Raw genomic sequence first — 18,784 nt, 5'->3', positions numbered from 1 at the left:
CTCTTGATTAGTCTTTCTCATTCAGACCCAGGGTGCGCGGACGCTCTACCCAGTTTCCTTTCCCGTCGGGAACAATTTCAATTACGTCTACCTTGGCATTCGATATGGAGGTAATCCGTCCGTAATTTTTTCCCAAATAGTTACCGACAGTAACCCGATGAATCCCACCACTCCCGTCATTGATCAACGACCACATCTGCCCCGTCCTGGAAAGGGTCCCCACCATGGACAACGCAGCAAAATTGAAGCTTTCGAGGTATTCCCTTTTCCGATTTTCGCTGGGTGGCTCTACCGTGCTCCTACCGGCAACACTTTCTGCCGAACCAGCGAGCAGTGGGGCGTCGAAGGGACTCCGCATGGCGATAGCACCGTATCGGAAAGTTTTGTGAGAACGGAAAGTGGGCAGGGGCTCAATCTCCCCGACAGGCCGCGCTTTGACCTCTTGCATGTAATTTTGCAAATCGTTATAGCTTTTATCGCCCGAACAACCCAATAGCAGGACACAGCCGGCAATAACAGAAGTCAAACCCTTCAACTTGGCCATTTCCTAGTCTTCCTGTGTCTTGTAGCGGTAGGTTTTGGCTTGGATTTCCAACGCCAGCAGCCCCCCGCTCCCTTTAGTCGACAAGCTGTAGTCATGCAGGGTCACTATTCTTGGCAAGCCGGCCACACCACTGACGAAGGCGCCAACATCGTGGTAACCGCCCTCAGCAACAATTTTTATTGGCAACTCCACATAAAACTCCGCTGACCGCTCGGGTTGGAGAGTAATACTGGAAATATTCAGGCTTGCACCATGACCGATTTCCGTAATGTCCTCCAGCAATCCAGGTACTTCAGTATCACTTGGCAGCTGCGCCAGCAGGGCGCTAAAAAGTTTTTCCACTTCCGCCATCTGAATCCTGTACGCCTCAAGATTTGCCGCCTGGAATGCCTTTTGTTCAAAGTTGTTTTTTAACTTGACTTCCTGGGCTTTAGATTGCTCCAGCTGTACACCAAGATCCTTGACATGGAAGTAATAAGTACCGGCCAACACCAGGGAAAACACCACGATCAACAACAGCACTCTGACAGGAAGGGGCCATACGCCAATACTGTCAAAATCCAGGTCAGTAAAATCAAAATCCTTTAATTGCTGAAAGGAATCACTTAGCGCCATCAGGTATCTCCCTCAGCAGTCTCACTCGGCGACCCTTGCGCAACCGGTGTATTGACAATTTTGACCTTCATCTCAAACCGACTTCCGTCTTCTCCGAGGGCATCATTGGCCTGCACCTTGGTAAGATTTGGCTCGGTGAATTTGTAGGAAGCGTCAAGCTGACGCATCAAAGCAGAAACGCGATTGTTTGACTCTGCATACCCTTCCAGTGAAACCTGATCATCCTTTCTGGTCATCTTGGTGAAATAAACACCGTCTGGCACTGATCGAACGAACTCATCGTAAATTCTGACTATTTCCGGCCGGTTGCCTTGCAGCTCCTGAATCACCTCCATACGATCTAGCAGATCCTGGCGGCGCTTTTTCAGTTCTTTGATCTCTGTGACCTGTTTTTCAAGTTTGGCGATCTCGGCCTTCAGCAAGGCGTTTCTATCGTTTTGGGTCTCTATCTGGCTGGAGAGCATGCGATCCCAGCCGAAGGCACTGATCACTGCAGCAACCAGAACCACACAGATAAGCGTAATAAATTCTTTTTTCTTCTCCGCGCGAAGCGCTTCGCGCCAGGGCAGTAAGTTGATCTTGGCCATCTTATTCAAGCCCTCGCAACGCTAGCCCAGCGGCAATCAACATGGCCGGAGCATCGTTAGCCAATGCAACGGCATTCACCTTGTTGGACACTTCCATATCCGCAAAGGGGTTTGCAATCATCGTGGGCAACCCCAACTTGCCCTCTATTTCCTCACGCAATCCTTCCATCGCGGCCACCCCCCCCGCCAGGATCAGCTGGTCAATATAGTTGTACTGACTGGATGAAAAGAAGAATTGCAGAGAACGGGATATTTGCTGGACCAAGGCATCCTTAAATGGCTCCAGTACTTCTGAGACATAGTCTTCCGGAAGGCCGCCCTGTTTTTTGGCCTGACCTGCCTCTTCGAGGGATAGGCCGTAACGGCGCTGGATTTCTTCGGTAACCTGCTTGCCACCAAACAACTGTTCCCGTGTATAAACTGTTTTACCGTTTACCAGAACACTCAGTGTCAACATGGTGGCGCCTATGTCCGCGATAGCGACCACCTGATCACCGAGCTCTTCCAATTGCGTAGACAACAACTCGAATGCCCGCTCGACAGCAAAGACCTCGACATCGACCACCTTGGGGTTAAGGCCGGCCTGCTCTAGCGCATCGGCACGGGAATCGACGTTTTCCCGCCTGCACGCGGCCAGCAGAACGTCGACCTGTTCGGGGTTATTATCCGAAAGACCGATCACTTCAAAATCGAGGGCAACCTCGTCGAGGGGATAGGGGATATACTGGTCTGCTTCGAGGGCAATCTGGGTTTCCATTGCCTGATCATTGAGGTCGGCTGGCATCTCAATCACCTTGGTGATCACCGACGAACCCGATACCGCAACAGCGGTATCCCTGGCCTTGGCTTTGGCTTGGCTCACCACCTTGCGAATAATCTCGGCGAGAGCCTCTACATCATTGATGTTTTTTTCCACAACCGTGTTCGGTGGCAGAGGCCTCACCATGTAGCTTTCAACCCTGTAACGATTACCGCTACGACTGATCTCCAGCAACTTCACAGCGGAAGATGTTATGTCCAGCCCCAATAAACTTTTGGGTTGCTGGTCTAGAAAACTGAAAAGTCCCATTTTTGTTTTCTTTTCCCAAGGTTACGTAAAGCAACTAAGTCAGGACTTTAACTATTTTTTGCAAGTTTGCAAGTAGTGTGTCCCCATTCTTTTGGCTCTATAATACCATGCTGTTTTTTTAAAACGGTCACCACATGATTCACCGCTTTTACAAAATCACCGGCATACTTGTCTGGCTTGCTCTATCCGCACTGGGCTGCACACTGATTGCAACCGGAAGCCTGTATCTCTACCTTAGCCCCAAACTGCCCTCTTCTGAAAGCCTCAGGCAGGTAAAACTGCAGACACCTTTGAGAATTTACTCACAAGATTTGCATCTAATTGGTGAATTTGGTGAAAAAAGACGCAACCCGATCACCTTCGAGCAAATTCCCCCCATTTATATACAAGCATTGCTATCCGCCGAGGATGATCGCTTTTATCAGCATTCCGGCGTGGATATTACCAGCTTGTTGCGTGCCGCATCGGAATTGATCAGCACTGGCGAAATCCAAACCGGCGGCAGCACCATTACCATGCAGGTGGCCCGCAATTATTTCCTCTCACGCCAACAAACATTCACCCGAAAGTTCAATGAAATTCTGCTGGCATTGCGTATCGAGGACGAGCTCAGCAAAGAGGAGATTCTCACGCTTTACGCCAACAAGATTTACCAGGGTAATCGCGCCTACGGTATTGAGGCCGCCGCTCAGGTTTACTACGGCACAACCATTGACAACCTCAACCTGGCTCAAGTGGCCATGCTGGCGGGCTTACCAAAAGCTCCCTCCGCCTTTAATCCCATCGCCAACCCAACCAGGGCTCTGATTCGACGCAACTGGATCCTGAAGCGAATGTTCGAGTTGGATCATATTGATGAAGCGACCTACCTGTCGGCACGAAACGAACCTGTCAGTGCCAGCTATCACGGCTATCTGACTGAACTCGATGCACCCTACATCGCAGAGATGGCCCGCCGGGAGATCGTTGATATGGTGGGACTGTCCGCCTACACCGATGGCTACCGGGTGATTACGACCATCAACAGCCAGTTGCAGCAAGCCGCCGAGCAGGCCGTTCAGGATGGGCTGGTCGCCTATGATAGCCGGCACGGCTTTCGTGGCCCTGAAAAAAATCTACCCGAACCGGAGGATTGGCAGACAACCCTGCGTGAGACACCGACCTACGGAAACCTGGTTCCCGCCATTATCTCTGAGATAAAACCCCAGGCCCTGGTCGTTCAGACAGAATTCGCTGAGACGGTTGAAATTTCCTGGGAAAACGGTCTCAAGGGGCTTCGGCGCTATATCAGCCCCAGCAACCGCTCCGCACCCATAAAAACAGCAGATGAGCTCTTCTCTGTGGGCGACCTCATCAGAATCCGGCAACATCAGGAGTCGTGGCAACTGGGTCAATTGCCAAAAGCCCAGGCCGCCATCGTTGCCCTCGATCCCGAGAATGGCGCCATTCAGGCATTGATCGGAGGTTACGACTTCCGCCAGAGCAATTTTAACCGGGCAACCCAGGCTGAGCGCCAGCCGGGCTCTAACTTCAAACCCTTTATCTACACGATTGCGCTGGAAAACGGATTTACGCCGGCCAGCATCATCAATGATGCGCCTGTGGTATTCGACGACGGGTCACTGGAAAAGAGTTGGCGCCCTGAAAACGACGGGGGCAAGTTTTTTGGACCCACCCGTCTGCGCAAAGCACTCTACCTCTCTCGAAACCTGGTCTCTATCCGGTTGATGAGATCCATTGGCATCAACAAAGCCATCGAAGGACTAAAACGTTTTGGTTTTGATGAAAGCAAATTGCCCAGAGACTTGTCACTGGCACTGGGCAGTCATGCCGTCACTCCATTGCAGATTGTCACCGGCTATGCAGCGCTGGCTAACGGTGGCTACCGGGTTGAGCCCTACCTGGTGGATCGCGTCGAGGACTCTGCCGGCGAACTGCTGTATAAAGCGGCCCCCATGACTGTCTGCCGCAAGGATTGTGACCACAGGCAACCTGAAAACAATCGCCTGGAGAACGCTTTGGACAACAGGGATGTCGGCCCGTCCACGCAGGACCCCGATAATGACGCGGCCAACACCAACCCTCACGTGCCAGAACAATTGTATTTACCTCCACCCAATGCACCGAGAATCATTGAGCCGGGCGTTGCCTACATCATGGACTCCATTCTCAAAGACGTTATTGTCAAGGGAACAGGCAGGCGGGCCCTGGCGCTCAAGCGCACCGATCTGGCAGGAAAAACCGGTACGACAAATGGTCCGAAAGATGCCTGGTTTTCAGGCTATAGCCCGCACATTGTCGCCACTGCATGGCTTGGTTTTGACCAAAATCTGTTATTGGGCAGAAATGAATATGGCGGCTCTGCGGCTCTGCCAATCTGGATGGACTTCATGCGAGTGGCACTGGCGGACAAACCGGAAATCAGTCGCCCGCAACCGGAAGGCGTGGTGATGGTGAGAATTGATCCTGACACAGGACTGCGGGTCGGGCCGGACCACAGCAATGCCGTGTTTGAAATTTTCCGCGAGGAGGATGTCCCTCCCCTGATGGATACTCACAGATCATCTGACGGCGGTTTCGGCACATCACAAGGTCCGAGACCTGAGGATTTATTCTAGATCGTCCCCGGGCGTGGTTAATAAATCCTGCCAGGGAAAAGCCCTGTCACCCAATCCATAAAAAAAAGGGTTGAGAAAGTCAGACTTGCTGTTATAGGCGAGGGGATGAAAATCCAGCCCCACCACACGCCCACCGGCGGCTTCAAGTATTGCCTGACCTGCTGCGGTATCCCATTCGCTGGTGGGGGCAAAGCGCGGGTATAAATCGGCGTGCCCCTCGGCGACATGACAAAACTTCAGTGAGCTGCCAATCTCGCAAATCATCACATCGCCGAGAGAGCGGCTCAGCCTTTCCGCCAGCTGCCTAACCTCGGGCATGCCGTGCCGACGGCTTGTCACCAACCTGAAAGGCTCCTCCAGCAGGCGTCGCTGAGCCTCCGTCCGCACCTGAATCCCGGACCATCGCTGGCTTTCATATTTGAATGCACCAAGACCAGGGCCACCGGCATAGCCTATGCCCGTAACGGGGACATAGATCACCCCCAGGATGGGTATGCCTGACTCAATCAGTGCGATATTGACCGTAAACTCATCATTGCCATCCAGAAACTCCCGCGTACCATCCAGCGGATCAATAAGCCAATAGCGATCCCAACGGGCCCTGACATCAAGTGGAGGCGGCTCGGACTCTTCCGACAGCACAGGAACGGCCAGTATATCCGGCAGCCCAGCCACCAATACCCGGTGAGCGCTATAATCTGCCTCGGTCACCGGCGAGCGATCCTGTTTGGTCATCACCGGAAGAGGATCGCCGCTGCGGTAAAACGACAGTATGCTTTTACCCGCATCCACTGCGAGCGCCATGGCGCCGTTCAGAAAAGGGTGATTCACAGCTTTACCGCCGCTCGATTATTGAGTAAGTCTCTGACCAAAAACAATGCAGCGATGGAGCGCCCCTCCGTGAAATCATCCCGCGCCACCAATGTGGCCAGATCGGCCATTTTCCAGGGGATCACCTCAATAGTTTCTGGCTCATCGCCGGGCAATCGCTTCTCATACAACCCCTCGGCCAGAACCACCAGAATATCGTGCTCCATATAGGCGGGTGACAGTGTCAGGCTTTTGACGAATTGCAGCTCGCGCGCACCATAGCCCACCTCCTCCATCAACTCCCTGTTGGCCGCCTGCAACGCATCCTCTCCTGGATCTATTGCGCCTTTTGGCAAGGCGATCTGATAATCGCCGATGCCGGCACCATACTCCCGAACCAGCAGGACCGTTTCATCATCCAGCATGGGAACAATCAATACCGCACCCTCACCGGATCGCAGCAATCGCTCATAGACACGCCGAGCGCCATTGGCAAACTGCAGGTCCTGCTCTTCAATCTGGAACAACCGGGTTTTGGCCAGCTGTCGCCGCTTCAATATGAGGGGTTTTGTCGGCATACTGAACAATACCTTGATAACGTGGCAGACCATTATAGCTGTGAAGATCGACTGGAATACTATCGACACCGTACTACTCGACATGGACGGCACGCTGCTGGACCTGCATTTCGATAATTTTTTCTGGCTCACCCACCTGCCCCGCCGCTATGCAGAACATCATGGACTCTGCGCGGACAAGACAACGCCCGAGTTGTACAAACGGATCAATGCAAAACGCGGTACGCTGGAGTGGTATTGCCTGGAGCACTGGTCCCAGGAACTATCGCTGAATATTCGTCAGTTGAAAGAAGAGATCGACTACTTGATCACTGAACGCCCCTTCGTGCAGGAATTCCTCGAACAACTGGGTGCCCATGGTAAACAACGAATCCTGATCACCAATGCCCATCCACAGAGCCTGGATCTCAAGCTGAAACTCACCAGCATCGAATCGCTATTGGACCATGTCTACAGCTCACATGAATTCGGCCATCCCAAAGAATCCCCCGTATTCTGGCAAGCACTGGAACGCAGGCAACATTTCAACCCGGCCAGAACACTGTTTATCGACGACTCCCTGCCGGTATTAAAAGCGGCAGCCGCCTATGGCATCGGCCACCTTTTGGCTATTAGCCAACCGGATAGCAAAACAGCGCCCATCATCATCCAGGAGTTTCCCTCCATCATTCACTTTGACGAGATATTGCCCGATGGTTAATGAAAAAATACCTGAGCAGAAGGTCCGTCTGGATAAATGGCTATGGGCTGCGAGATTCTTTAAAACACGCGCACTGGCTAAAGTGGCCATTGAAGGCGGCAAAGTCCACATTGATGGCCACCGGGCGAAGCCCAGCAAAGAGATCACAGTGGGAACCGTCCTCGATATACGACAGGGGTGGGATGAAAAAACCGTTCTGGTGGAGCAGCTCAGCACCCAACGTCGGGGCGCCGACGACGCGGCGAAACTCTATACAGAAACGGAACAAAGCCGGGTCAGACGCGAGCAACAGGCGCTTCAACGCAAAGTCGCGCAACAGGGCATTCGCTTTTCCGACGAGCGGCCCAGCAAAAAGCAGCGCCGGCAAATCCATCGATTCAAAGAGCAGAACCAATCATGAAAGCGTGCCTTCTTGTCCTGCTGTTATGCCTGACGCCCCTGAGCCAGGCGGCCATTTACCGCTGGGTCGATGAAAACGGCAAAATACATTTTTCGGATAAACAGCCGGAGAACAACGCCACCGCACAAGACATATCGGGGGAATTGCGCCCACTCAACAACGATTCCAGCACCACTGAAACGGAAAAGCTCAAGGCTGTTTTCCAGGGAGCAACGCCTGAAGAAAAAGCGTTTAACGCCCGACAAAAGGCCGAGCAGGAGAAACAGTATCTACACAAACAAAGAGACTGCCAGAAAGCGCGCAACCAGCTCCGTGTACTGCGTGGCAGGGTCGCTTTCGAAGATACTGAGGGCAACGAAATTATCATTAGCGAAGAGGAACGGCAGCAACGGGCAAAACAGCTGGAACAACAAATCCAGATCCATTGCTCGTAGCCACCTACATTTGAACCCGCAGAGACTTGGCCACACTGGACAACTCCCGAGTATCACACTAAATTCCATCGCCCGTTTCAGAGGAGCCACCAAATGCCCGACAGGGACAAGCTGCAAGGATTTATCTTTGATCAATTTGATATTCGCGGCGAAATTTTAACCTTGGAACACAGCTATGGCGAAGCCATCGCCCGCGGCAATTACCCTCAATTGATCAAGCAACTGCTGGGGGAATTCATGGCGGCTGCAGGCATGCTCAGTGCAACACTCAAATTTGATGGCGTCCTGACACTTCAGGCCCAGGGGCCTGGCCCACTCTCGATGATCATGGCTGACTGCACTCGCCACCACAACCTGCGAGCGATTGCCAGTTTTGACCGCGCTTATGACTTTAATACCGACGAATCACTCGCAGCGCTCGTGGGCAAGGGAACCTTGAGCCTCACGATTGACCCCAGTAACGGCGAGCGCTACCAGGGCATTGTGCCACTGGAGTCAGAGAATCTCGCCAACTGTCTGGAGGATTACTTCACTCGCTCGGAACAACTCAGAACCCGGATCTGGCTGGCGGCCGACACTGAACTTGATTCACCAAGGGCTGCCGGCTTGCTGCTTCAGGCACTGCCCAGGCAGCTGGAAACGTCGGCGGAAGAAAATCTGCAGATGTGGGAACACACCACACAACTGGCCAGCACGATCACGGCCGAAGAGCAGTTAACACTCGACCACGAACAACAACTTCACCGCCTTTTTCACCAGGAACCGCTGAGACTGTTCGAAGCAAAGCCTGTCCAGTTTAACTGCAGCTGCTCAAAAGAGCGTATCTCTCAGGCACTGCTTTCCCTCGGAGAAAAAGAGCTCAACAGCATCCTTGACGAAGCCGGTCTGGTGGCCATTGATTGTCATTTTTGCGGCCAGCATTACAGGTTTACCCGCGATGATATCCAACGGCTGTTCGACGAAAGTCCCCCAGTGCTCCACTAGAGGAATTTTTTCTGGCATAATTGCCACCCCTTCGGCTCCAGCAGGGCCGACAACCTGACCGGAAACCCCTACAGGACGATATTACTGATGACGCAAATCGAAGATTCTGCGGTGAACGTTTACACCGATCTTTGCTCCGCCGAGCTGATTGAGCTGGCCCTCCAACGCGGGGAAGGACACCTGACCGATACCGGCGCCTTTCTCTCTGTCACTGGCAACCGAACCGGCCGATCACCGGCGGATCGCTTCATTGTAGATGAACCAAGCAGCCGGGATGACATCAACTGGGGCCCCGTAAATCGCCCCTTTCCACAAGAGGCATTCAATGCACTTTGGGATCGCGTGGAAACCCATCTGGCGGATCGTGATCGCTTTGTATCCCACCTCCATGTAGGCCAGGATTCAGAGCACTATCTACCAGTAAAGGTTACTACCGAAACCGCCTGGCACAGCCTGTTCGGCCACAACATGTTTATTCGTCCGGAAAAATACAACCCCTCCGGCAAAGAGCAATGGAAAATCATCCATGCCGCCAATTTTGTCTGCGACCCGGAACGGGACGGCACCAACAGTGATGCCGTGGGTATTATCAATGTCGCGCAGCGCAAGGTACTGATTGCAGGACTGAAGTATGCGGGCGAAATGAAAAAAGCCATGTTCTCGGTACAAAACTTCCTGTTGCCGGAAAAAGACGTCATGCCCATGCACTGCGCTGCCAACGTCGGCGCCGGCGGCGATGTCTGCCTGTTCTTTGGCCTCTCAGGCACCGGGAAAACCACCCTCTCTGCCGACCCAAACCGCTATCTTATCGGCGATGATGAACACGGCTGGGCAAAAGGCTCCGTATTCAACATGGAGGGAGGCTGCTACGCCAAAACCATCAATCTGAGCAAAAAGAACGAACCGGTCATCTGGGATGCGATTCGCTTTGGCGCCATTGTGGAAAATGTTGTCGTCAATACCAGCCGCACGGCCGATTACGATGACACCAGTCTTTCAGAAAATGGTCGCTGCAGTTATCCGCTGGAGCATGTGGAGATGCGCTGCCTGGAAAACCGTGCCGGCGAACCGAAAAATGTCATCTTTCTGACCTGTGATGTATCCGGCGTTTTGCCACCGGTATCGATTCTTTCAAAAGAGGCCGCAGCCTATCACTTCCTCAGCGGTTACACGGCCAGAGTAGGTTCCACGGAAGTGGGCGGAAGTGCAGGCATTCAGCCGACCTTTTCCACCTGTTTCGGGGCCCCTTTTATGCCCCGCCCAGCCAATGTATACGCCGAGTTGCTGATGAAGCGTATCGACGATTTCGACAGCCGTGTCTACCTGGTCAACACCGGATGGACCGCGGGCTCGGGAGCACCGGGTGGCACAGGTTCCAGATTCCCGATCCCCGTGACACGAGGCATTATTGCCGCCATTCAGAATGGCGACCTGGAGGACGTGGAAACCGTCAGACTGCCACTGATCAACCTGGATATCCCTGTCACGGTCCCGGGCGTTGACACCCGCTATCTCAACCCCCGCGAAACCTGGGAAGACAAGGCTGCCTACGACGAACAGGCCGCCAAGCTCGCCGGACTGTTTATTGAAAATATCAAACGATTTGAAGTCACTGACGCTGTTTTAAATGCTGGTCCCAAGCTTTAACGGCCCGTCAATCAGAACAACAAAAAGGCGCCTCCAGGGGCGCCTTTTTGTTGTTGGCTACTCAGGCCCTGGACATTAGGTCCTGAGCGTCTGGCCTATGCCCGTGGTGAAAGATAACCCCTGCTGGTAGTAACGTGCACTTTTCTCATGCTCACCCAGCCTGGCCATCAAACCGGCAAGTTCGGCATAAGTCTCGGGATCAGCTTTGAGCGACAAGGAACTTTCCAGATAATCGCGAGCCTTGCCCCAAAGTTGATTACGAAGGCAAAGCCTGCCCAGCGTGAGCATCAGCACAGCATCATTGGGACGCTCCCGCAACCAGCGCTCAGCGAGCAATAATTGTCGGTGCGGGTCCCCACTATCCACCAGACCGAACAACTTCACCAATTTTTCGTCCCATCTGGATTTGAGGGTTTTGCGCAGCAAATCCTCGACTCGGGCATAATCGCCCAATTGATACAAACTGTTGATATAGGCATCCAGTATCAATGGGTTTGAACGCACATGACGGGGCATGTCCTGCCAGAGCTTGACCAGGCTTGCCGACCCACTGTGCTGGGCCGGGGCCGCCATTCCCGCCAGGAGCGCAGCGTAAATATCCACTTCAATCTGCCCCATTGTGCGCTCATCAAACACCCGGTAACGTTTGAAATCCGGCAGCAGCTTTTCGAGGCTGGTCCAGTCTTCCAGTCCACGATAGGCCTGCTGCAATAAGCGCAACACCAGAGGATGGTCAGGCTCGCCAGCGTAGAGGCGTTGCAGAATCGCCAACGCCTCTTCGTACTGATCACTATGCAGGTGCATTCTTGCCTGAACCAACCCGATAGCCAGCTCACCACCGGGGTCGGTTTGTTCTGCTTTCAAAAGCAGTCGATTGGCATCCAGACGGTCACCAAGTTCATGAGCCGCATTGGCGGCCGCCAGATAATTGATCAGCGGCATATCGGAGTGTCGGGCTGCGCGTTTGAGATTGCGCCGGGCCAGATCCCAACGCCCTTCGATAAACTGCAACAACCCTTTTGCGGTCCGTGCACGAAAACGTGATTGCCTGGCGGAAATGCCCTGACGAACCAAATGTCGACCGGGCTCTACCAGCAAGCGAAAAAAATAGCCCCCCACTCGGAGCAGGAACCACACCAGCAGCAGTAAGAACAGCAGCGTCCAGAGGCTCATTTCGACGGTGTAGTGACCAACGGCTATCAGCACATAACCCCTGGTTTCCAGCATTTGCCAGGCCACGACCCCACCGATCAGGGCAATCAATACGATAAACAACAGCAGCTTTCTCACCGTTGTTGACCTCCCCTGGAATCCAGGTCATGACGTTGACGCCAACTGTCGATGTAATCGCGCAACGCGTTGAGCCCAGCAGAAATATCCGTACGTGGCTGAACCACTGATTGCTGCTGCAACTCACCCAACTGCTCGACCAAAGCCATTGACCGCGCTTCATTGAGCTGAAAATAATCCGCCAGCAATTGTTGGGCTAATGCCAGACTCTCGTCGTAAACCACCTGTTGCTCACGCAACATGGCCAACTGAGCCAACTCCAGAACCGTCACAAGCCGCAGGCGGATCAGTTGCTCCTGCTGAGGAGACAGTATTGGCTCGACCACTTCGTCGCGATACGTGACGCGAACGATCTGACCGAGCTGGTTCAAGGTACTGTGAAATACCCTGACCAACGGCGCATACCAGGTGTCAGCCTGATCAGTGGGGATATCCGCTGGCATGAATTGCCCCGGTAATTCCGACATCTGAGGGGCCAGTATCGGCAATTCACCCACCTCCCCGGCAACCGCTTTTAATTCAAGATAGAGCCCGTCTGTATCGACCATGGGGGCCGACTTGAGGGCGACGATATTTTTTGCCAACACCTCGCGAACCGGCAATAACTCAACTTCATCCAGGTCGCGAAGAATGCTGTCGGCAGACTGCAACAAGGCCAGTGCACCCGCACTGTCGCGCTCGGTCAGCAGACGCTGATTACCCAGTCTGAGCAGATACTCGGCCTCAGCCAGTTTCCAGTCCTTTCTGGAGGGTGTCGAAATCTCCTCGAGCCGGCTGGCCTGACGATTCATTCTGAGTGTCAGCTCCTGGTCAGCCTGACTTGAACCCGCGGCGAGATCACTCCGCAAACGCCTCTCCTCAGCCAGATTCTGCTGCAGACGACCAACGTCGGATCGCAGGGCAGTCAAGTCGTCCTGAATACCCGGTTGATGCTGTTGCTGCTGATAAAGCCACCAGCCGCCGGCCATGCCCCCGGCAATGGTGAGTAGCAGCAGGAACATCAGACAGATCAGCATTGGCCTGCCCGATGAAGACTTGACCGGTTTTTCCGGGGTTGTACTTTTCGCCGAACCGGAAGCTTTAGAGGGTTTTGCGGGGGGTGGGTCCGATATGTCCCCGGAAGGCGTCAACACCGAATCATCTGCCTGGGCTGACTGACGGTTTACAGACTTTTCCGGATTTACTGGCTGTTTGTTGTCATCTGGCTGCTTGTCATTATCCACTGACTCAATTCCTGGCGATGGTGACTGGAGTTTATTTAGCGCTTGGCTTGGGCTTTGATGCCGACGGTGCAATTAACTGTCACCGGCAGCCAAGCGATCAACGGCAAACGTGTAACACAGATCTAGATTTTATTACTGTACCACTCAAGGATAGTCGAGGCCATGTCCTCTGGCGCCGCCGATGGGGCGGTGAGAACCCGCTCAAACGACAGCTCTCTCGCAATGCTTGCAACCCGCTCACCCGGCACGATGACAGGCAACCGACAGAGTGCGTCATGAAGTTCGCCGGGAACGACTGCAAGCAGATGATGGACTAACTCACCACTGTGGACAGCCACCAGATCCAACTTTTTATCTGTCAGCAAGCTGGCAATTTTACCGGCCGAGTCTTTCATTGGGCGGCGCTGGTATAACTCACAGCGATCCACTGTCGCACCACGTTTTTGCAGCTCCTCAGCCAACAGCGTACGACCGCCTTCCCCGGCAAAAATCAGCGCTCTCTGGCCGGCAACAGACCGAAGGGAATCCAGCGCCAACAGCGCTTCACTGTTGAACGCCGCACAGGGCGCCTCGGCGAAAATTCCACGCTCTGCAAGCTCCGCCGCTGTGGCTTTGCCCACCGCATAATAGCGTACACCCACCGGCAACATCGGCCAGTAACTTTCCAGCCAATCAACTCCCAGCCGGGCTGCAGTGCGGCTGACAAATATCGCTATCTGATAGTGATCGAAGTCCAGAATTCTCGATTTGGCATCCGGGGCTAGTACAGGCTCTATTTTCATTACCGGATAGCGGTAGACCTGCACCCCTGCCAGCTCCAGCAAGGTCACAAGCTCATCCTGCTCCTGGAGCGGCCTTATCAGCAAAACATTCAACCGGCTCATTGCGCTCGACTCAATAATCTTCGTAGACCTCACGCAGAATGACACCGGCACCCCGTTGCAAAAGGCGTTCTGCCAGCTCAATACCCAATGCTTCGGCGTCGTTTACACTGCCGCTGATATCGTCTCGTATGATCCGGGTACCATCGGGAGAGCCGACCAGGCCCCTCAGCCAGATCTGCTGTTCTCCACGGTGAATGGCATAGCAGGCAATCGGCACCTGGCAGCCGCCTTCCAGACGTCGATTCATGGCGCGCTCTGCCATGACACACTCCGCTGTGGCCTCATCATGTAGCGGCTTCAGCAACGCCTGAACCCAGTCATCACCAACACGACTTTCAATGCCCACGGCCCCCTGTCCACCTGCAGGCAAGCACTGCTCAGGTGCCAACCGGAGGCTGATGCGCTCTTCCATTTTCAGCCTTACCAGCCCAGCCGTCGCCAGCAAAATAGCATCGAATTCACCACTGTCCAGCCTGCCGAGACGCGTCTGGACATTGCCTCGCAGATCGCCGACCAACAGCTCGGGGAAGGCCTCCCGGAGCTGGCACTGGCGACGCAGACTCGAAGTCCCCACCCGACTGCCGGACGGCATATCTTCCAGTCGCGCAAAATGATTGGATACGAAAGCATCGGTGGGGTCCTCTCGTTCACAGATCACACTGAGTCCCAAACCCCGCGGAAACTCCATGGGCACATCTTTCATCGAGTGCACCGCAATATCTGCCCGATCCTCCAGCATGGCCACTTCAAGCTCTTTGACAAACAGTCCTTTGCCGCCGACCTTGGCCAATGGCACATCCAGTATCTTGTCACCTTTAGTGGTAAAGGTGACAAGACTCACTTCGAGATCCGGATGGAGTTGCAGCAGCCGCTCTTTGACATACTCTGCCTGCCAGAGCGCCAGGGGGCTTTTACGGGTTGCGATACGAAGGTGTTTTGACATGATAGTAACGACCATTGACTGCAAACGGCGCATCATAACAGATTGGGTTCGGATCTTTGCCGGCAGACGACGTAACCCCTGCCACATGCAGTTAACGCGTTACATCTGCTCGAGCAGTTTACGTAACGGCGCCACATGACGCCTGCTAACCTGAGGACGAATATCCATACCCTGAAGGCGAACAAAAAACTGTCCGTCAAGATTGCGCTCCAGGCCTTCAATATGCGGGATTGAAATCAGGGCATTGCGATGAATACGGAAAAACCGGTTCTCGAACTCATCCTCAAGTTCTTTCAGCGTTTCGTCGAGAAGCGCTTCGCCCTGGGTGTGATAGGCCGTGACATATTTATGATCTGCCTGAAATAGCCGTACGTCGGCAATTGCAACCAAATCGATACCTCGGCGATTTTTGGCCGCAATATGGCTCCTGCCATCTGTCTGATAAATTGGTGAATCCTGCAATTCGATTAATTGTGCTTTATTGATTCGTTTGGTGCGCAGAATGGCATTTTCCAAATCCACCTGTTTGACCGGCTTGAGCAGGTAACCGATAGCCTGGGAGGAAAAAGCCTCGACGGCATAATCATCGTAAGCGGTGCAGAAGATAACCGCCGGCGGCGGCTCAAAATCCGACAGATACTGGGCCGCCGCAAGACCATCCATCCCCGGCATTCGCACATCCATAAACACCAGATCCGGGCTGAATTCCTCGGCTACCTCAAGGGCCTGCTCACCACTGCTTGCTTCACCAATATGCATGCAACCATCAATCACCGACAACATTCTTTTCAGACGGTCACGGGCGAGTGGTTCATCATCAACGATCAGTATTCTCATCGACAAGCCTACTATCCGACTGGGTAGCTAATGCGAGTAATATAGCAACTTTCACCGGATTCCGCAGTGACGCTGGCCCCTGAACCAAAGTGTGCCTGCAGGCGTTGCCGGACGTTCTGCAATGCAATTTTATTACCCCGGTGCTGCTGGAGCGCACGGTGCAATGGATTGGAGACGACAATTTCAATACAGTCCCGGATTCGCTGGACAGAAATGGTGATTTCACCGCCCTCCTGTAACAACTGAATACCATGGTAAATTGCATTCTCCAGGATTGGCTGAAGTGTCAGACAGGGTATCTGTACACCTTCGCCATAATCACCAGTTTCCCACCGCGCCGAAAGTCGATCACCCAATCGCAGCTTTTCCAGTGCCATGTAACGGCGGCAAAGAGATAACTCCTCGCGCAGTGGAACCAGCGTTTGCGCATCCGTCAGGGCATAGCGGTAGAGGTCCGACAGATCTTCCACGACGCGCTCGGCTTTTTCGGGGTCAGAACCAATCAGGCTGGCAATCATATTCATACTGTTAAACAGGAAATGGGGCCGGATTCTCGATTGCAATGCCTGAATCCGTGCTTCCAGTTCAGCCCGTTGGCGCAACCACAACTGCTGCTGAAGATACAGATAGCGAAGCAGAATACCGGCGGGAATCGCCGCCAGAAGCAAGTACTCGGCAATATTCCAGATGTTGTAACTGCGCTCAGCCAGAGGCGCTGAGTACCACCACATAATGCCTTCGGAAACGGCGCCACAGAGCAGAGTAACCATCAGAATGAGCAGAAAAGACAGGGTTGCTGCGGTCACCAGCCGCACACCGGTTAACAGCCGGTTGGCGAAACAGAGCACAACTGCACTGAGCAGGACTATCCAAAGCGACAGCAGGGACACTTTCGCCAGCTTGACCCAGTCAAAATTTTGCAAACCACTGTCGGCGACACTAATCATCAATGCCAGCAGTTCGGAGATAACAATCACGGTCAGCAACCCCTGGCCGCGGCAAAAGTTTGGCAAGAAGGTATCCCCTTCCCGAAGAAACAGTTGCGCAGGCCCGGATTTATTCGCTTTCCACCGATCCATGATTCCCATCAACGTCAACCCATCCTGTTTCACTCGCGTTTCACGCGGCTTTGCTATAATCAGCTTTTTCCTGCATCCGCAGTACTTTATCTGTGGTCCGACAAGTTATAAAGGTTCAGTGTACCGATGAGCAATTCAAAAGATACCAATCTATCCTGGGGCGGCCGCTTCAATGAGGCCACGGATGCCTTCGTGGCCAGATTTACGGCCTCTGTCGATTTTGACCAACGCCTCGCCCCACAGGATATTCAGGGCTCCATCGCCCACGCCACCATGCTGACCAAAGTCGGGGTACTTGACGAAAGTGAACTTGAGTCGATCAAAAGCGGCCTGACGGCTATTCTGACGGCTATTGAAAACGGTACATTCGAGTGGAGCCTGGCACTGGAAGATGTCCATATGAATGTGGAGGCAGCGCTCACCTCACAGATCGGCATCACCGGAAAAAAGCTCCATACCGGGCGCTCCAGAAATGATCAGGTGGCCACGGATATCAGACTCTGGCTGAGACATGAAATTGACGCAATCGGTGAGGAGTTGACCCGCCTGCAACAGGGCATTCTGGGCCTGGCAAAAGCCCAGGCGGAGACTATCATGCCCGGATTTACCCACCTCCAGACGGCCCAGCCAGTTACCTTTGGTCACCATCTGATGGCATGGTTTGAAATGCTGGAACGCGATTACGGCAGATTGCTCGACTGCAGAAAACGCCTCAATCAATCGCCCCTGGGTGCTGCAGCCCTGGCGGGAACCACCTACCCCATCGATCGCCATATGACCGCAGATCTGCTGGGGTTTGATGGCCCCACCCGAAATTCTCTGGATTCCGTCAGCGACAGGGACTTTGCCATTGAATTTTGCGCATTTGCCAGCATCCTGCTCACGCACCTGTCCCGCGCTTCCGAAGAACTGATTCTGTGGACCTCCGCACAGTTTGATTTTATTGAGCTGCCGGATCGCTTTTGCACGGGTTCATCCATCATGCCACAGAAAAAAAATCCCGATGTACCCGAACTGGTTCGGGGTAAAACGGGCCGGGTTAACGGCCATTTAGTGGCGCTGCTGACCCTTATGAAGTCCCAGCCACTGGCCTACAATAAGGATAATCAGGAAGACAAGGAGCCGCTGTTTGATACTGTCGATACCGTCAAGGATTGCCTGCGGGCCTTTGCCGACATGATCCCGGCTATTCAACCAAAGAAGGAATCCATGCGTGAAGCTGCACGCCGTGGCTTTTCAACCGCCACCGATCTCGCCGATTACCTGGTTCGCAAAGGCATTCCCTTCCGCGACTCCCATGAAATTGTCGGCAAGTCCGTGGCATTTGGCATTGCTGAAAACAAGGATCTCTCGGATATGTCACTGGAGGAACTGCGACAATTCTCGACCGTCATTGAAACCGATGTGTTTGATGTATTGACGCTCGAAGGCTCTGTCGCCGCCAGAAACCACATTGGAGGAACAGCACCCGAACAAGTAAGAAGTGCCGTCCAGTCTGCAGCCGAGCGACTCAGCAATCGACCCTGACCGAGGGACAGTGCC

Annotated in this window: 19 protein-coding genes; 7 read left to right on the top strand and 12 right to left on the bottom strand. The window is 53.7% G+C overall.

Features of this window, described 5'->3' with window-relative positions; genetic code table 11:
* Positions 1 to 7: 7 nt before the first annotated feature.
* Genes QZ516_RS05900 through QZ516_RS05885 form a run of 4 tightly spaced genes read right to left on the bottom strand, consistent with a single transcriptional unit; the run spans position 8 to position 2,815 of the window.
* The gene (locus QZ516_RS05900) at positions 8 to 544 is read right to left on the bottom strand and encodes a pilus assembly protein PilP (protein WP_297187513.1); all 537 of its coding nucleotides are present in this window, start codon (positions 542 to 544) and stop codon (positions 8 to 10) included.
* A gap of 3 nt (positions 545 to 547) precedes the next feature.
* Positions 548 to 1,159, bottom strand: coding sequence for a type 4a pilus biogenesis protein PilO (locus QZ516_RS05895; RefSeq protein ID WP_297187511.1), 612 nt, complete (start codon positions 1,157 to 1,159; stop codon positions 548 to 550).
* The gene (locus QZ516_RS05890; RefSeq protein WP_297187510.1) at positions 1,159 to 1,746 is read right to left on the bottom strand and encodes a PilN domain-containing protein; all 588 of its coding nucleotides are present in this window, start codon (positions 1,744 to 1,746) and stop codon (positions 1,159 to 1,161) included. The genes QZ516_RS05895 and QZ516_RS05890 overlap by 1 nt, the downstream gene beginning before the upstream one ends.
* 1 nt (position 1,747) lies before the next feature.
* Entirely contained in the window at positions 1,748 to 2,815 is a 1,068-nt protein-coding gene (locus tag QZ516_RS05885; RefSeq protein ID WP_297187508.1) for a pilus assembly protein PilM, read from the bottom strand.
* 134 nt (positions 2,816 to 2,949) lie between these two features.
* On the opposite strand from QZ516_RS05885, the gene QZ516_RS05880 reads away from it, so the two are divergent.
* Positions 2,950 to 5,433, top strand: a complete 2,484-nt coding sequence (locus QZ516_RS05880; protein WP_297187506.1) for a penicillin-binding protein 1A — start codon at positions 2,950 to 2,952, stop codon at positions 5,431 to 5,433.
* Here QZ516_RS05880 and cysQ read toward each other — a convergent pair.
* Positions 5,425 to 6,264, bottom strand: a complete 840-nt coding sequence (cysQ, locus tag QZ516_RS05875; protein WP_297187504.1) for a 3'(2'),5'-bisphosphate nucleotidase CysQ — start codon at positions 6,262 to 6,264, stop codon at positions 5,425 to 5,427. The genes QZ516_RS05880 and cysQ overlap by 9 nt on opposite strands.
* Positions 6,261 to 6,821 (bottom strand): ADP compounds hydrolase NudE, encoded by a 561-nt coding sequence (nudE, locus tag QZ516_RS05870; protein WP_297187503.1) that lies wholly within the window; start codon positions 6,819 to 6,821, stop codon positions 6,261 to 6,263. The genes cysQ and nudE overlap by 4 nt, the downstream gene beginning before the upstream one ends.
* Before the next feature lie 82 nt (positions 6,822 to 6,903).
* On the opposite strand from nudE, the gene yrfG reads away from it, so the two are divergent.
* The 5 genes from yrfG (at position 6,904) to QZ516_RS05845 (ending at position 10,986) form a co-directional block, all read left to right on the top strand.
* Positions 6,904 to 7,521, top strand: coding sequence for a GMP/IMP nucleotidase (gene yrfG, locus QZ516_RS05865; protein ID WP_297187872.1), 618 nt, complete (start codon positions 6,904 to 6,906; stop codon positions 7,519 to 7,521).
* Positions 7,514 to 7,921, top strand: coding sequence for a S4 domain-containing protein (locus QZ516_RS05860; protein ID WP_297187501.1), 408 nt, complete (start codon positions 7,514 to 7,516; stop codon positions 7,919 to 7,921). Before yrfG ends, QZ516_RS05860 begins: the two co-directional genes overlap by 8 nt.
* The gene (locus tag QZ516_RS05855) at positions 7,918 to 8,355 is read left to right on the top strand and encodes a DUF4124 domain-containing protein (RefSeq protein ID WP_297187499.1); all 438 of its coding nucleotides are present in this window, start codon (positions 7,918 to 7,920) and stop codon (positions 8,353 to 8,355) included. Before QZ516_RS05860 ends, QZ516_RS05855 begins: the two co-directional genes overlap by 4 nt.
* A gap of 93 nt (positions 8,356 to 8,448) precedes the next feature.
* A complete protein-coding gene (gene hslO, locus QZ516_RS05850; protein WP_297187497.1) occupies positions 8,449 to 9,339 on the top strand; it encodes an Hsp33 family molecular chaperone HslO in 891 nt (296 codons plus the stop codon).
* An 87-nt stretch (positions 9,340 to 9,426) separates the two neighbouring features.
* Positions 9,427 to 10,986, top strand: a complete 1,560-nt coding sequence (locus tag QZ516_RS05845; protein ID WP_297187495.1) for a phosphoenolpyruvate carboxykinase — start codon at positions 9,427 to 9,429, stop codon at positions 10,984 to 10,986.
* A 75-nt stretch (positions 10,987 to 11,061) separates the two neighbouring features.
* Here QZ516_RS05845 and QZ516_RS05840 read toward each other — a convergent pair whose 3' ends face one another.
* The 6 genes from QZ516_RS05840 to QZ516_RS05815 form a co-directional block, all read right to left on the bottom strand.
* Positions 11,062 to 12,276 (bottom strand): heme biosynthesis HemY N-terminal domain-containing protein, encoded by a 1,215-nt coding sequence (locus QZ516_RS05840; RefSeq protein WP_297187494.1) that lies wholly within the window; start codon positions 12,274 to 12,276, stop codon positions 11,062 to 11,064.
* A complete protein-coding gene (locus QZ516_RS05835; RefSeq protein ID WP_297187492.1) occupies positions 12,273 to 13,499 on the bottom strand; it encodes a uroporphyrinogen-III C-methyltransferase in 1,227 nt (408 codons plus the stop codon). The genes QZ516_RS05840 and QZ516_RS05835 overlap by 4 nt, the downstream gene beginning before the upstream one ends.
* Before the next feature lie 122 nt (positions 13,500 to 13,621).
* Positions 13,622 to 14,383 (bottom strand): uroporphyrinogen-III synthase, encoded by a 762-nt coding sequence (locus tag QZ516_RS05830; protein ID WP_297187490.1) that lies wholly within the window; start codon positions 14,381 to 14,383, stop codon positions 13,622 to 13,624.
* Between the two features lie 10 nt (positions 14,384 to 14,393).
* Positions 14,394 to 15,326 (bottom strand): hydroxymethylbilane synthase, encoded by a 933-nt coding sequence (hemC, locus tag QZ516_RS05825; protein ID WP_365333053.1) that lies wholly within the window; start codon positions 15,324 to 15,326, stop codon positions 14,394 to 14,396.
* Between the two features lie 99 nt (positions 15,327 to 15,425).
* Positions 15,426 to 16,163 (bottom strand): LytTR family DNA-binding domain-containing protein, encoded by a 738-nt coding sequence (locus tag QZ516_RS05820; RefSeq protein WP_297187488.1) that lies wholly within the window; start codon positions 16,161 to 16,163, stop codon positions 15,426 to 15,428.
* Between the two features lie 11 nt (positions 16,164 to 16,174).
* Positions 16,175 to 17,275 carry a histidine kinase gene (locus QZ516_RS05815; protein ID WP_297187487.1) on the bottom strand — a complete coding sequence of 367 codons (1,101 nt, stop codon included), beginning with the start codon at positions 17,273 to 17,275 and terminating at the stop codon, positions 16,175 to 16,177.
* Between the two features lie 93 nt (positions 17,276 to 17,368).
* Here QZ516_RS05815 and argH point away from each other — a divergent pair, with 93 nt between their 5' ends.
* On the top strand, positions 17,369 to 18,769 hold the full coding sequence (argH, locus tag QZ516_RS05810; protein ID WP_297187485.1) for an argininosuccinate lyase: 1,401 nt from the start codon (positions 17,369 to 17,371) through the stop codon (positions 18,767 to 18,769).
* Positions 18,770 to 18,784: the final 15 nt, after the last annotated feature.

It is taken from the genome of uncultured Porticoccus sp., from assembly GCF_913061305.1.
Taxonomy (GTDB): Bacteria; Pseudomonadota; Gammaproteobacteria; order Pseudomonadales; family Porticoccaceae; genus Porticoccus.
Note: the sequence above shows the minus strand (reverse complement) of the source record. Positions and strands in the feature narration are given on the sequence as shown.

Coding starts and splice junctions, on each gene's coding strand:
- QZ516_RS05845 (WP_297187495.1), top strand. CDS start 9,427: ATGACGCAAATCGAAGATTCTGCGGTGAACGTTTACACCGATCTTTGC.
- QZ516_RS05830 (WP_297187490.1), bottom strand. CDS start 14,383: ATGAGCCGGTTGAATGTTTTGCTGATAAGGCCGCTCCAGGAGCAGGAT.
- hemC (WP_365333053.1), bottom strand. CDS start 15,326: ATGTCAAAACACCTTCGTATCGCAACCCGTAAAAGCCCCCTGGCGCTC.
- QZ516_RS05860 (WP_297187501.1), top strand. CDS start 7,514: ATGGTTAATGAAAAAATACCTGAGCAGAAGGTCCGTCTGGATAAATGG.
- yrfG (WP_297187872.1), top strand. CDS start 6,904: ATGGACGGCACGCTGCTGGACCTGCATTTCGATAATTTTTTCTGGCTC.
- QZ516_RS05880 (WP_297187506.1), top strand. CDS start 2,950: ATGATTCACCGCTTTTACAAAATCACCGGCATACTTGTCTGGCTTGCT.
- QZ516_RS05895 (WP_297187511.1), bottom strand. CDS start 1,159: ATGGCGCTAAGTGATTCCTTTCAGCAATTAAAGGATTTTGATTTTACT.
- argH (WP_297187485.1), top strand. CDS start 17,369: ATGAGCAATTCAAAAGATACCAATCTATCCTGGGGCGGCCGCTTCAAT.
- QZ516_RS05900 (WP_297187513.1), bottom strand. CDS start 544: ATGGCCAAGTTGAAGGGTTTGACTTCTGTTATTGCCGGCTGTGTCCTG.
- QZ516_RS05820 (WP_297187488.1), bottom strand. CDS start 16,163: ATGAGAATACTGATCGTTGATGATGAACCACTCGCCCGTGACCGTCTG.
- QZ516_RS05855 (WP_297187499.1), top strand. CDS start 7,918: ATGAAAGCGTGCCTTCTTGTCCTGCTGTTATGCCTGACGCCCCTGAGC.
- QZ516_RS05890 (WP_297187510.1), bottom strand. CDS start 1,746: ATGGCCAAGATCAACTTACTGCCCTGGCGCGAAGCGCTTCGCGCGGAG.
- nudE (WP_297187503.1), bottom strand. CDS start 6,821: ATGCCGACAAAACCCCTCATATTGAAGCGGCGACAGCTGGCCAAAACC.
- hslO (WP_297187497.1), top strand. CDS start 8,449: ATGCCCGACAGGGACAAGCTGCAAGGATTTATCTTTGATCAATTTGAT.
- QZ516_RS05885 (WP_297187508.1), bottom strand. CDS start 2,815: ATGGGACTTTTCAGTTTTCTAGACCAGCAACCCAAAAGTTTATTGGGG.